The sequence below is a fragment of the Cellulomonas sp. P1_C4 genome, from assembly GCF_056406355.1.
On the sequence record NZ_JBFUAI010000004.1, the window covers coordinates 18,286 to 31,314 of the forward strand.

11 protein-coding genes are annotated in these 13,029 nt (G+C 73.3%); 8 read left to right on the top strand and 3 right to left on the bottom strand.

What is annotated here, in order from left to right; genetic code table 11:
• Positions 1-3: 3 nt before the first annotated feature.
• Positions 4-723 carry an exonuclease domain-containing protein gene (locus AC1DYZ_RS03860; protein WP_477063895.1) on the bottom strand — a complete coding sequence of 240 codons (720 nt, stop codon included), beginning with the start codon at positions 721-723 and terminating at the stop codon, positions 4-6.
• Between the two features lie 156 nt (positions 724-879).
• On the opposite strand from AC1DYZ_RS03860, the gene AC1DYZ_RS03865 reads away from it, so the two are divergent.
• The 8 genes from AC1DYZ_RS03865 (at position 880) to AC1DYZ_RS03900 (ending at position 9,654) form a co-directional block, all read left to right on the top strand.
• Positions 880-2,004: a GuaB3 family IMP dehydrogenase-related protein gene (locus AC1DYZ_RS03865; RefSeq protein ID WP_477063896.1), complete on the top strand. Its 1,125-nt coding sequence runs from the start codon at positions 880-882 to the stop codon at positions 2,002-2,004.
• Between the two features lie 240 nt (positions 2,005-2,244).
• A complete protein-coding gene (locus AC1DYZ_RS03870) occupies positions 2,245-3,006 on the top strand; it encodes a DeoR/GlpR family DNA-binding transcription regulator (RefSeq protein WP_477064047.1) in 762 nt (253 codons plus the stop codon).
• Complete coding sequence (gene pfkB, locus AC1DYZ_RS03875) at positions 3,003-3,950, top strand: 1-phosphofructokinase (protein WP_477063897.1); 948 nt, start codon at positions 3,003-3,005, stop codon at positions 3,948-3,950. Before AC1DYZ_RS03870 ends, pfkB begins: the two co-directional genes overlap by 4 nt.
• Position 3,951: 1 nt before the next feature.
• Positions 3,952-4,407 carry a PTS sugar transporter subunit IIA gene (locus tag AC1DYZ_RS03880; RefSeq protein ID WP_477063898.1) on the top strand — a complete coding sequence of 152 codons (456 nt, stop codon included), beginning with the start codon at positions 3,952-3,954 and terminating at the stop codon, positions 4,405-4,407.
• The gene (locus tag AC1DYZ_RS03885; protein ID WP_477063899.1) at positions 4,404-5,921 is read left to right on the top strand and encodes a PTS fructose transporter subunit IIC; all 1,518 of its coding nucleotides are present in this window, start codon (positions 4,404-4,406) and stop codon (positions 5,919-5,921) included. Before AC1DYZ_RS03880 ends, AC1DYZ_RS03885 begins: the two co-directional genes overlap by 4 nt.
• 65 nt (positions 5,922-5,986) lie before the next feature.
• Positions 5,987-6,265 carry an HPr family phosphocarrier protein gene (locus tag AC1DYZ_RS03890; protein ID WP_370504995.1) on the top strand — a complete coding sequence of 93 codons (279 nt, stop codon included), beginning with the start codon at positions 5,987-5,989 and terminating at the stop codon, positions 6,263-6,265.
• Positions 6,262-7,977 (top strand): phosphoenolpyruvate--protein phosphotransferase, encoded by a 1,716-nt coding sequence (ptsP, locus tag AC1DYZ_RS03895; RefSeq protein ID WP_477063900.1) that lies wholly within the window; start codon positions 6,262-6,264, stop codon positions 7,975-7,977. The genes AC1DYZ_RS03890 and ptsP overlap by 4 nt, the downstream gene beginning before the upstream one ends.
• 45 nt (positions 7,978-8,022) lie before the next feature.
• The gene (locus AC1DYZ_RS03900; protein ID WP_477063901.1) at positions 8,023-9,654 is read left to right on the top strand and encodes a succinic semialdehyde dehydrogenase; all 1,632 of its coding nucleotides are present in this window, start codon (positions 8,023-8,025) and stop codon (positions 9,652-9,654) included.
• Between the two features lie 7 nt (positions 9,655-9,661).
• On the opposite strand, the gene AC1DYZ_RS03905 is transcribed toward AC1DYZ_RS03900, so the two are convergent.
• Entirely contained in the window at positions 9,662-10,951 is a 1,290-nt protein-coding gene (locus tag AC1DYZ_RS03905) for an acetate/propionate family kinase (RefSeq protein WP_477063902.1), read from the bottom strand.
• A complete protein-coding gene (gene pta, locus AC1DYZ_RS03910; protein ID WP_477063903.1) occupies positions 10,948-13,020 on the bottom strand; it encodes a phosphate acetyltransferase in 2,073 nt (690 codons plus the stop codon). The genes AC1DYZ_RS03905 and pta overlap by 4 nt, the downstream gene beginning before the upstream one ends.
• Between the last annotated feature and the right edge of the window lie 9 nt (positions 13,021-13,029).

Genomic DNA, 13,029 nt, shown 5'->3' on the forward strand with positions numbered 1-13,029 from the left:
GTCTCACCAGAGGGTGCCGACAGGCTCCCGGGTGGGCCAGACCCCGGAGGCTCCGGGCCCGTCGAATCCCTGCTCGGCGCGCCAGGCGTTGAATCCGTCGGCCCAGGCCTGGTGCGCCGTCGACTGGTACTCGTGCAGCGTGTCGAGGTCGAGAGTGGCCAGGTGCGGGAAGCGCCCGACGATCCGCTCGAGCACGTCGAGGGTGGCGACGACGTCGACGTCGGCGGTGTGCAGGGCGCCCGACTCGACCACCTGGTAGTAGCCGCACAGGTCGACCAGCTTGCGCTTGCCGCGCCGGAGCTGGTCCTCGTGGCGGTCGAGCACCAGCGGGTCGATCACCGGCCGCGCCTCGCTGCAGAGCCGGTCGGGGAGGGTCTTGAGCTTGTGGCGCCGCAGCTCGGCGTCGAGCAGGCAGAGATCGAACGCGGCGTTGTACGCGACGACCGGCACGCCGCCGCGGAACGCCTCCGCCAGGTCGGCGGCGATCTCTTCCAGTGCCTCACGCGGCGGGCGGCCGTGCTCGCGGGCGTGCTCAGTGCTCACGCCGTGGATGGCGGCCGCGGCCTCCGGGATCTCGACGCCGGGGTTGATGAGCCAGCTGCGCACGTGCGTGCCCGACTCGTCGCGACGCACCAGGGCCGCGGTGACGATCCGGTCGTTGTCGACGTCGACGCCCGTGGTCTCGGTGTCGAAGCCGAGCAGTGGCCCGTCCGTCCAGCCCATGGTGTCCCGCTCTCGTCCTTCGGTTGATCCCGTGCGTGGCCAGGATGGCACCGGGCACCGACATGGCCGGGGAGGGCCACCCGCGTGCCGCAGATCGGACACGCACGGCCCGGCCCACTGGGCGGGGGCGGGACCGCACGCCGGTAGCCTGGTCCGGTGAGCAACGAGATCGAGATCGGCCGCGGCAAGCGCGGACGCCGCGCGTACTCCTTCGACGACGTCGCGGTCGTCCCGTCGCGGCGGACCCGTGACCCCGAGGAGGTCTCGGTCGGCTGGCAGATCGACGCCTACCACTTCGACCTCCCGATCATCGCGGCCCCCATGGACTCCGTGATGAGCCCGGCCACGGCCGTGGCGCTGGGTCAGGCCGGCGGGCTCGGCGTGCTCGACCTCGAGGGCCTGTGGACCCGGTACGAGGACCCCGCGCCCCTGCTCGCCGAGATCGCCACGTTCGACAGCGCGCGGGCGACCTCCCGCATGCAGGAGATCTACGCGGCCCCGATCCAGCCCGAGCTCATCACCGCCCGGCTCAAGGAGATCCGCGCCGCGGGCGTCACCGTGGCCGGCGCCCTCTCCCCGCAGCGCACGAACGAGTTCTGGCGCACCGTCGTCGACGCCGGGGTCGACCTGTTCGTCATCCGCGGCACCACGGTCTCCGCCGAGCACGTCTCGGGCCGCGCGGAACCCCTCAACCTCAAGCGCTTCATCTACGAGCTCGACGTGCCGGTCATCGTTGGCGGCGCGTCCACCTACACGGCCGCCCTGCACCTCATGCGGACCGGCGCGGCGGGCGTGCTCGTCGGGTTCGGCGGCGGCGCGGCGCACACCACGCGCCTGTCGCTCGGCATCCACGCGCCGATGGCGTCGGCGGTCGCCGATGTGGCCGCCGCGCGCCGGGACTACCTCGACGAGTCCGGCGGCCGGTACGTGCACGTGATCGCCGACGGCGGCGTGGGCCGGTCCGGCGACCTGGTCAAGGCCGTCGCGTGCGGGGCTGACGCGGTCATGCTCGGCGCGGCGCTCGCCCGGGCGACCGAGGCTCCCGGTCGCGGCTGGCACTGGGGTCCCGAGGCGCACCACCCGCAGCTCCCGCGGGGCGAGCGCGTCGAGGTCGGGACCGCTGGCTCGCTCGAGCAGATCCTCTTCGGCCCGGGCCACACCGCGGACGGCACCCTCAACCTGATCGGCGCCCTCAAGCGCGCGATGGCCACCACGGGCTACTCCGACCTCAAGGAGTTCCAGCGCGTCGAGGTCGTCGTCAGCCCGTACCAGCCGCACTGACCGGCACCCGCAGCACCACGCACGACCAGACGCCCGGCGGCGCCCGAAACGGGCGCAGCCGGGCGTTCGTGCATGTCCGTTTGCCGAGGAGCCCCCCACCGTGACCAGGCGTGATGCCCGAATCAACGTCTGTTTGCCGCCGAGTTTGTCCGAATTGCTTGACACGGCGGTGTGAGTGAGGGCACTCTGGAGCCACTGGACGTCGACGACCTGGTCGGCGCAGCGGACGACGGAGTCGATGTGTACGCACCGGAGCGACACCAGCAGATCCTCGCCACGGCCCGCGCCGACGGTCGGGTCGACGTCAACCGGCTGGCCGAGGACCTGGACGTCACCCCCGAGACCATCCGCCGGGACCTCACGGTCCTCGAGCGGCACGGCCTGGTGCGGCGGGTGCACGGCGGGGCGATCCCGGTCGAGCGGCTGGGCTTCGAGCCCGGCATCGCCGACCGCGAGGGCAAGTTCGCGGGGGAGAAGGAGCGGATCGCGAAGGCGGCGCTCGACGAGGTCCCGGACGGCGGCGCGGTGATCTTCGACGCCGGCACCACGACCGTGCGGCTCGCCGAGCTGCTGCCGACGGACCGGGAGCTGACCGTGGTCACCCACGCGCTGCCGGTCGCGATGGTGCTGGCGATGCGGCCCGGCATCACCCTGCACCTCGTCGGCGGCACTGTTCGCGGTCGGACGCTCGCGGCGGTCGGCTCGTGGGCCGAGCGGGAGCTGGCCGACATCCACGCGGACGTCGCCTTCCTGGGCACCAACGGGCTGAGCGTCGAGCACGGGCTGACCACGCCCGACCTGGCGGAGGCCTCGGTGAAGCGGGCGCTGGTCGCCAACGCGCGCCGGACCGTGGTGCTGGCGGACCACTCGAAGATCGGGCGCGTCGAGTTCGCGCACGTGGTTCCGCTGTCCGCCATCGACACCGTCATCACGGACTCGGGCGTCGAGCCGGAGCTCGTCGAGGAGCTCGAGGCCGCCGGCCCCCGGGTGGTGACGGCATGATCGTCACGCTGACCCCCAACCCGAGCCTCGACCGCGCCCTCGAGCTGGACAGGCTCGAGGTGGGCGAGGTCAACCGCGCCGACGCCGCACACGTCCACCCGGGTGGCAAGGGCATCAACGTCTCCCGCGTCCTGGTCCGACACGGCGTCGAGTCGCTCGCGGTGCTGCCGACCGGCGGGGCCGACGGTCGCCGCCTGGTCGAGCTGCTAGACGAGCACGGCGTCCCCGCCGTGGCAGTGCCGGTGCACGGCGACACGCGCACCAACCTCACGCTCGTCGAGCGCGGCGGCACGACCACCAAGGTCAACGCCCCCGGGCCGAAGCTCACGCCCGACGAGGTCGACGCGCTCCTCGCGGCCGTCGAGGCCCAGCTGGTGACGCAGCCGCGTGCCCTCGTCGGCGCGGGCAGCCTGCCGCTCGGCGCGGGCGAGACGTTCTTCGTCCAGCTGGCCGGCCTCGCCGCCCGCTACGCGGTCCCCTTCGCGCTCGACACCTCAGGGGTCCCGCTGGCCCGCGCGGTCCGCTCCGGCGGGCTGACCCTGGTCAAGCCCAACGACGAGGAGCTGGCCGAGCTGGTCGGCCGGGAGCTGGTCACCGTCGGGGACGTCGTCGACGCCTCGCACGAGGTGCTCGACGCCGGCAGCCGGGCGGTCCTGGTCAGCCTCGGCGCCCACGGCGCGATGCTCGTCGTGGCCGACGGCGCCTGGTGGGCCGGCGGCCCGTCGATCGTCCCGCTGTCCACCGTCGGCGCCGGCGACTCGACCCTGGCCGGCTTCCTCGTCGCCGACGGGTCCGGCGGCGACCGCCTCCGGACCGCCGTCGCCTTCGGCCGCGCCGCCGTGCTGCTGCCCGGCACAGCCGTCCCCGACCCCACCGACATCGACCTGGGCGCCGTCCAGGTCATCGAGAACCCCGATGCCCGACTCGCCCTCAAGGAGCTGTGACATGAGCACCCCGCTGATCACCCCGGAACTGGTCGCCGTCGACCTGGTCGCCACGGACCGCGACGACGCGACCCGTCAGCTGATCGACCTGCTCTTCCGGGCGGGCCGCGTCACGGACGCCGACGGGTTCCACGCCGACGTGCGTGCCCGCGAGGCGCAGATGGCCACCGGCATGCCCGGCGGGATCGGCCTGCCGCACGCGCGCTCGAGCTTCGTCACCGCGCCGAGCCTCGCCGTCGGCAAGGTGGCCGCGGGCGTCGACTTCGGCGCCCCGGACGGCCCGGCCACCCTCGTCTTCCTCATCGCCGCGCCCACCGAGGGCGACGGCGACCACCTCAAGATCCTCGCGGCGCTCGCCCGTCGCCTGGTCCACGAGTCGTTCCGCACGTCGCTCAAGGAGGCGACCGACCCCACCACGGTCGCCGACATCGTCACCCGAGAGGTGGTCCCCTCATGAAGCTCGTCGCCGTCTCCTCCTGCCCCACGGGCATCGCGCACACCTACATGGCCGCCGAGGCCCTCGAGCAGGCCGGCAAGGCGGCCGGCCACGAGGTCCACGTCGAGACCCAGGGCGCCGCCGGCTCCACGCCGCTGGACCCGGCGATCATCGCCGCGGCCGACGGGGTCATCTACGCCGCGGACCTCGAGGTCAAGGACAAGGAGCGTTTCGCCGGCAAGCCCTTCATCGACGTCGGCGTGAAGAAGGCCGTGCACGACGCCCCGGGCGTCATCGCGGCGGCCGTCGCGGCCGTCGAGGCGGGCGTGCCCGCCGGTGGTCCCGCCGCCCCCGTGGCCGCAGGTCCCGCGACGAAGGTGGACCGCAACGCGGGCGCCGGCACCAAGATCCGTCAGTGGCTGATGACCGGCGTCAGCTACATGATCCCGTTCGTCGCCGCCGGCGGGATCCTCATCGCCCTCGGGTTCATGGTCGCCCAGTTCGCGGGCGGCGCCCAGGGCGTCATCGACGTCACCAACATCACCGTCGACCACCTGCTCAACGACTTCAACGCGGCGAGCGGTATGGACTGGGCGGCGCTGCTGTTCCAGACCGGCAAGGTGGCGTTCGCGTTCCTGGTCCCCGTGCTCTCCGGCTTCATCGCGTACGGCATCGCCGACCGGCCCGGCCTCGTGCCCGGCTTCGTCGGCGGCGCGATCTCCGTCGCCGTCGGCGCCGGCTTCCTCGGCGGCCTGGTGACCGGCTTCCTCGCCGGCTTCGTGGCGCTCTGGATCAGCCGCTGGAAGGTGCCGAAGGGCGTCCGTGGCGTGATGCCCGTGGTCGTCATCCCGCTGCTGTCGTCGTTCGTCGTCGGGCTCGTGATGTTCCTCATCATCGGGCAGCCGATCGCGAGCCTCATGACCGGCCTGAGCGACTGGCTCAACAGCCTCTCCGGCGCCAACCTCGTGCTGCTCGGCGCCCTGCTCGGCGCGATGATGGGCTTCGACCTCGGCGGCCCGATCAACAAGGTCGCGTACACCTTCGCGGTGACCGGTCTGGCCACCGAGGGCCTCGCCACCGACGCCGTGCAGTACCAGATCATGGCCGCGGTGATGGCGGCCGGCATGGTGGCCCCGCTGGCCATGGCGCTCGCGACCGTGGTGCGCAAGCAGCTCTTCACGCACGCCGAGCGCGAGAACGGCAAGGCGGCCTGGCTGCTCGGTCTGTCGTTCATCTCCGAGGGTGCGATCCCGTTCGCCGCGGCCGACCCGTGGCGCGTCATCGTGTCCTCGCTGGTCGGCTCGAGCGTCACCGGTGCCCTCGTCATGGCCGTCGGCTCCGGTCAGCGCGCCCCCCACGGCGGCATCTGGGTGCTGCCGCTCATCTCGAACCCGCTCGGGTTCCTCATGGCGGTCGCCGTCGGCATGGTCGTCACGACCGTGCTCGTGGTTGCCCTCAAGAGCGCTCGGACCAACGAGTTCGTCAAGGCCGAGCAGGAAGCCGATGCCCAGGCGCTCGCCGCCGCGACCGCCTGATCCCGTCCCTCGCCACCCGTCCCCCTGCCGGCACAGTCGCCGGCACCCTCGATCGGAGAACCGTCATGCCTCAGCGCACCGTCGTCGTCGCCTCCCGCGTCGGCCTGCACGCCCGCCCCGCGATGCTGTTCACGCAGGCCGTCGCCGAGACCGGGCTGCCCGTCACCATCGCCCGCCCGGGCGGTGAGCCGGTCGACGCCGGCAGCATCTTGTTCGTCATGTCGCTCGGTGTCCCGAGCGGCGAGGAGGTCACGCTGGAGGCCGAGGGTGAGGGTGCCGACGAGGCGCTCGACGGCCTGGTCGACCTGCTGGCGACCGACCTGGACGCGGAGGAGGCATCGTGAGCGCCCCCGCCGTCGGCGCCCCCCATGTGCTCCAGGGCGTCGGGGTCGGCYGGCGAGCGATCGTCGGACCCGTCGCGCAGGTGCGGCCCGCCCCGCACGTCGCGGCCGACGCGCCCCTGCTGGTCGACGGGGTCCCGGCCGACGCCGCGACCGCGCACGGCGTCGTGGAGTCCGCCTTCGCCGACGTGGCCGCGGCGCTGCGCGAGCAGTCGGGGCGGTCCACCGGCACGGTGAAGGACGTCTTGGCGGCGACCGCGCAGATGGCCGACGACAAGGCGCTGCGCAGCGGCGTGCTCGCCAGGATCGACGCGGGCGAGGCGGTGGTGGGCGCGATCGACGCCGTGGTGGAGATGTTCGCGACGATGTTCCAGCAGGCCGGCGGCTACCTCGCCGAGCGGGTCACGGACCTGCGCTCGGTCCGCGACCGCGTCGTCGCGCGTGCCATGGACCTGCCGGCTCCCGGCGTGCCGGCGCTCGACCGACCCTCGGTCATCGTCGCCAAGGACCTGGCGCCCGCCGACACCGCTGCGCTCGACCTGGCCAACGTGCTCGCGATCGTCACCGAGCTGGGCGGCCCGACCGGCCACACCGCGATCATCGCGGGGCAGCTGGGCCTGCCGTGCCTGGTGCGGGTGGCGGGGGCGACAGCTCTCGACGACGGTACGGACGTCGCGGTCGACGCGGCGGACGGCACCCTGACGGTGGACCCGGACGACGCGCTGCGCGCCGAGCTGGTCCGGCGCTCCGAGGTGGAGACCGCGCTCGCGTCGGACACGGCTCCGGGAGGCACGGCCGACGGTCACGCGGTCGCGCTGCTGGCCAACATCGGCACGGCCGAGGACGCCGCGCGCGTGTCCGGCGGCGGTGTCGAGGGCGTCGGCCTGTTCCGGACCGAGGTGCTGTTCCTGGAGAGCGCCGTGGCCCCGACGCAGGAGGCGCAGGCCGCGGTGTACACCCGGGTGCTGCGCTCGTTCGGAGACCGCAAGGTCGTCGTCCGCACGCTCGACGCCGGCGCCGACAAGCCGCTGGCGTTCGCGACCCAGCCCGACGAGGAGAACCCCGCGCTCGGCGTCCGCGGCTACCGCCTGGTCCGGACGCATCCGGAGCTGCTGGACACGCAGCTCGAGGCCCTCGCCCACGCGCAGACCGCCACCGGCACGACCCCGTGGGTCATGGCGCCGATGATCGCCACGGCCGCCGAGGCGCGCGAGTTCGCCACCCGGGCGCGTGCGGCGGGGGTCGCCACGGTGGGCGTCATGATCGAGGTGCCCGCCGCCGCCCTGCGTGCGCAGGAGATCCTCGCCGAGGTGGACTTCGTCTCCCTGGGCACCAACGACCTGGCGCAGTACACGATGGCGACGGACCGGCTGCGCGGCGAGCTGGCCGACCTGCTCGACCCGTGGCAGCCCGCCGTGCTCGACCTGGTGGACGCCACGGCACGTGCCGGCCGCGCCGCCCGCAAGCCGGTCGGGGTCTGCGGCGAGTCCGCGTCCGACCCCGTGCTCGCGCTCGTGCTCGTCGGGCTCGGCGTGACCAGCCTGTCGATGTCGGCCGGAGCCGTGCCGGCGGTCCGGTACGCGATGCGCCACCACACGACGGCCGAGTGCGCGACCATGGCGGCCGCCGCGCTCGCGGCACCGTCGGCGGCCGAGGGGCGGGCCGCCGTGGTCGGGCTGCTGCAGGCGGACGTGCGGGACACGTTGGGCCTGTAGGCGCGGCGCGCGGTTTCCCCAGGAGCCGCGCGTACCCTCGCCCCTATGGCGCACGACCCGGGACACACCGAGCTCCACGACCCCGAGACCGACCCGCTCGCGACGTACGTGCTCGAGCCGGACGACGTCCGCCCGCTCCTGAGACGCGTCGTCGCGTCACCAGGCGCCGAGGTGTTCACGTCGCACGCCCCGTTCACGGGCGGCCCGATCGCCGCGATCCCGCTGTCCACGCCGCAAGACGTCGCGCGCGCCGCGAAGGCCGCCCGCGCGGCGCAGCGGCTGTGGGCGGCCCGGCCGCTGCGTGACCGGACGGCCGTGCTGTCCCGCGTGCACGACCTCGTGCTCGAACGGCAGAGCGACGTGCTCGACCTCATCCAGGTGGAGTCGGGCAAGGCGCGGGTCTCGGCGTTCGAGGAGGTCTGCGACATCGCCATCGTCGCGCGGCACTACGCCGCGCGCGCCGGTCGGTACCTGGCCCCGCGCCGCGTCCAGGGCCTGATCCCGGGCCTCACGACGACCCGCGTCCTGCGGCACCCCGTCGGCGTGGTCGGCATCATCGCGCCCTGGAACTTCCCGCTGACGCTCACGCTCGGCGACGCGCTGCCGGCCCTGGTCGCCGGCAACGCGGTCATCCTGCGGCCCGACCCGCAGACGGCCCTCACTTCTCTGTGGGCCGCGGAGCTGCTGGAGGAGGCGGGCCTGCCCGACGGGCTGCTGCAGGTGGTCGTCGGCGACGGGCCGACGGTCGGCGCCGCGGTGGTCGAGCACGTCGACCACGTGAGCTTCACCGGCTCGACGCGCACCGGTCGGATCGTCGCCGCGCAGGCGGGGGAGCGGCTGGTGCCGGTCACCCTGGAGCTCGGCGGCAAGAACCCGATGTACGTCGCGGAGGACGTGGACGTCGAGGTCGTCGCCGAKGGAGCCGTGCGGGCGTCGTTCGTCGGCACCGGACAGGTCTGCGTGAGCATCGAGCGGATCTACGTGCACGAGGACGTGGCCGACGCGTTCACGGAGGCGTTCGTCCGCCGCACCCGCGCGCTGCGTCTCGGCTCCGGGCTCGACTACCGGTCGGACGTGGGGTCGCTGGCTTCCGCCGCCCAGCTGGCCACTGTCGTCGAGCACGTCGAGGACGCCGTCGGGCACGGCGCGACCGTGCTCGCCGGAGGAGTCCACCGCACGGACCTCGGACCGTGGTTCTACGAGCCGACGATCCTGACCGACGTCCCGAACGAGGCGCGGCTGGCCCGCGAGGAGACCTTCGGACCGGTGGTGAGCATCTACCGGGTCGCGTCCGACGACGAGGCGATCGCCGCGATGAACGACAGCGAGTTCGGCCTCAACGCCAGCGTGTGGACCGCGGACACGCGCCGCGGCGCTGCCCTGGCCGAGCGGGTGCACGCCGGGTCGGTCAACGTCAACGAGGCGTACGTCGCGACCTGGGGGTCGGTCGGCGCGCCGCAGGGCGGGGTCGGCGCGTCGGGCATCGGGCACCGGCACGGCCGCGAGGGTCTCTGGGAGACGACGCGGACCCAGACGGTCGCCGTCCAGCACGGCGTCCACGGCGTGCTCGGCGCACCGGGGATCGGCCTGCACCGGCTCTTCGACCTCGGCACCGAGACGTGGCCCCGGGTCTACACCGAGGCCCTGCGCGCGATGAAGGCGCTCCGGCTGCCGTAAGGGCAGGTCAGGCGTGGCCCGTCGCCGCCGGCGCCGGGTCCGACTCGTCGCTGGTGCCCTCGTAGCCGGCGGCCTCGATCGTCGCGACCGCCTGGCGCGCGATGGCCAGCTCCTCGTTGGTCGGCACCACCATGACCCGGATGCTCGTCCAGTCGGGCGAGATGGTCGTCGGCTCCTTCTTGCGGCCGGCGTTGCGCTCCGGGTCGACCACGATGCCCAGCGGCTCCAGCCCTGCGAGTGCACGGGCGCGGACGATGTCGTCGTTCTCGCCGACGCCGGCCGTGAACGTGATGACGTCGACCCGCCCGAGCACGGCGACGTACGCGCCGATGTACTTGCGCAGCCGGTGCAGGTACACATCGAGCGCGAGCGACGCGTTCTCGTCGCCGGCGTCGACGAGCGCGTGCAACTCGCGGAAGTCGTTCTCGCCCGCGAGGCCCTTGAGCCCCGAGCGGCGGTTGAGCAGGTCGTCGACCTCGTCGACCGACAGACCCGCATTGCGCTGCAGGTGGATGAGGACGGCGGGGTCGAGGTCGCCCGAGCGCGTGCCCATGACGAGTCCCTCGAGCGGGGTCATGCCCATCGACGTCTCGACCGCGACGCCGCCGCGGACGGCCGACGCCGACGCGCCGTTGCCGAGGTGCAGCACGATCTGGTTGAGGTCCTCGACCCGCCGCCCGAGCACGCGCGCGACCTTGCCCGACACGTACTGGTGCGACGTCCCGTGGAACCCGTACCGCCGGATCCCGTGCTCGCTTGCGACCTCCCGGTCGATCGCGTAGGTCGCAGCCGCCTCGGGCAGCGTCCGGAAGAACGCGGTGTCGAACACCGCCACGTGCGGCACGTCGGGCAGCAGCTCGCGCGCGACCTGGATGCCGGTGAGGTTCGGCGGGTTGTGCAGCGGCGCCAGGGGAGACAGGGCGTCGATCTGCTCGACGACCTTGTCGTCGACGATCACGGGGGTGCCGAAGACCGCGCCGCCGTGCACGACCCGGTGGCCGACCGCGACCACGTGCGCGTGCGTGAGGTCCGGACCGACCTCGTCGAACAGCGCCAGCACCGCCCGCAGCCCCGCGCCGTGGTCCGCGATCGGGTCGCTGCGCTCGGTCGTGCTGCCGGCGTAGGTGTGCTTGACCGTGCCCTCGTCCTCGCCGATCCGCTCCACGAGGCCCGACGCGATCGCCTCGCCGTCCAGCGGGTTCACCAGCTGGTACTTGATCGACGACGAGCCCGAGTTCACGACGAGCACGCTGCCGTGCGCGCCGAGCACGTCGTCGGACACAGTGTGGGGGCTCACGAGGGTTCCTCTGCTTGGGCCTGGATGGCCGTGATCGCGACCGTGTTGACGATGTCCTGCACGAGCGCGCCGCGCGACAGGTCGTTGACCGGCTTGCGCAGGCCCTGCAGGACAGGGCCGATGGCCACGGCGCCGGCGGAGCGCTGCACGGCCTTGTACGTGTTGTTGCCGGTGTTGAGGTCGGGGAAGATGAACACCGTCGCCCGCCCGGCCACCGCCGAGTCCGGCATCTTCGTCTTGGCCACCGAGGCGTCCACGGCGGCGTCGTACTGGATCGGGCCCTCGACGGACAGGTCCGGCCGGCGCTCCCGGACGAGCGCGGTCGCCGCGCGCACCTTCTCCACGTCGGCGCCCGAGCCCGACTCGCCTGTCGAGTAGGACAGCATGGCGATCCGCGGCTCGATGCCGAACTGCTCCGCGGTGCCCGCCGACGAGATGGCGATGTCCGCCAGCTGCTCCGCTGTCGGGTCGGGGATCACGGCGCAGTCGGCGTAGACGAGCACGCGGTCCTCGAGGCACATGAGGAACGCGCTCGACACGTTGGAGACGCCCGGCGTGGTCTTGATGATCTCGAACGACGGCTTGATCGTGTGCGCCGTGGTGTGCGCGGCCCCGGAGACCATGCCGTCCGCCAGGCCGAGCTGGACCATCATCGTGCCGAAGTAGGAGACCGAGGTGACGATCTCCCGCGCCCGCTCGACGGTCATGCCCTTGTGCTTGCGCAGCTCGGTGTACTGCGCGGCGAAGCCTTCGAGCAGGTCGTTGGAGCGCGGGTCGATGATCGCCGCGGCGTCGAGGTCCAGGCCCAGCTCGGTGGCGCGCGCCCGGATCGAGGGCTCCTCGCCGAGGATCGTGAGGTCCGCGACGCCGCGCTGCAGGAGGGTCGACGCCGCCCGCAGGATCCGGTCGTCCTCGCCCTCGGGCAGGACGACGTGCTTGCGGTCGGCGCGGGCGCGGTCCAGCAGCGCGAACTCGAACATCAGTGGCGTGACGACCTCGGGCCGCTCGACGTCGAGGGCGGCCAGCAGCGCGGCCCCGTCGACGTGCTGCTCGAACAGCGAGAGCGCGGTGTCGATCTTGCGCTGCGAGTCGCGGGTCAGGTGGCCGTGGGTGTCCGCGGCCGCGCTCGCGGACCGGAACGTGCCCAGCTCAGTGCTGATGATGGGCAGCCGGCTGCCGATGCCCTCGACCAGGCGGGCGATCAGCGGCGCGGGTCGGAAGCCGCCGTTGAGGACGATCCCGGCGAGCGAGGGGAAGCCCTCGGCCTGGTGCGCGACCAGCAGGCCGAGCAGGACGTCCGAGCGGTCGCCCGGCGTGATGACGACCGCACCGTCCGTCAGCCTGCTCAGCAGGTGCTCGAACGACATCGCCCCGACGAGCACGTCGAGGACCTCGCGGGACTGCAGCGTCTCGTCGCCGGCGATGAGCGTGCCGTGCACCGCCTCGCTGAGCTGCCGGACGGTCGGTGCCGTGAGCAGCGGGTTCTCCGGAACCGCCCACGCCGGCAGACCGGTCCCGGCCCGCAGTGCGTCGCGCACGCCGCTCACCGAGCCCGGAGCGCACCGGTTGGCGACGATCGCCACCACCTGCGCATGGTTGGCCGTCATCTCCGTGACGACGACGTCGGCCACCTGCGCGACGACCGCCGGCTTACGGTGCCCGCCGTTGATCACCAGCACCACCGGGGCGCCGAGGTTGGCCGCGATGCGGGCGTTGTACGCCAGCTCCGTCGGCCCCGCCACGTCCGTGTAGTCGGTGCCGACGACCACCACGGCGTCGCAGCGGCGCTCGACGTCGTGGTACCGCGACACGATCTGGGCGAGGGCCTGCTCGGGGTCGTCGAGCACCTGCTCGTACGTCACCCCGACGCACTCGTCGTACGTCAGGTCGACGCCGTCGTGCTGGAGCAGGAGCTCGAGGACGTAGTCGCGCACGTCGGTCGAGCGCGCCACGGGCCGGAACACCCCGACGCGCTTCACGGTGCGCGCGAGGAGGTCGACCAGCCCGAGCGCGAGCATGGACTTGCCGGAGTCCCCCTCGGGGGAGGTCACGTAGATGCTGCGGGCCACGTCGGCGTC

Excerpts from the sequence above, each read along its gene's own strand:
- AC1DYZ_RS03860 (WP_477063895.1), bottom strand. The coding sequence starts at position 723 with ATGGGCTGGACGGACGGGCCACTGCTCGGCTTCGACACCGAGACCACG.
- pfkB (WP_477063897.1), top strand. The coding sequence starts at position 3,003 with ATGATCGTCACGCTGACCCCCAACCCGAGCCTCGACCGCGCCCTCGAG.
- AC1DYZ_RS03880 (WP_477063898.1), top strand. The coding sequence starts at position 3,952 with ATGAGCACCCCGCTGATCACCCCGGAACTGGTCGCCGTCGACCTGGTC.
- AC1DYZ_RS03885 (WP_477063899.1), top strand. The coding sequence starts at position 4,404 with ATGAAGCTCGTCGCCGTCTCCTCCTGCCCCACGGGCATCGCGCACACC.
- AC1DYZ_RS03890 (WP_370504995.1), top strand. The coding sequence starts at position 5,987 with ATGCCTCAGCGCACCGTCGTCGTCGCCTCCCGCGTCGGCCTGCACGCC.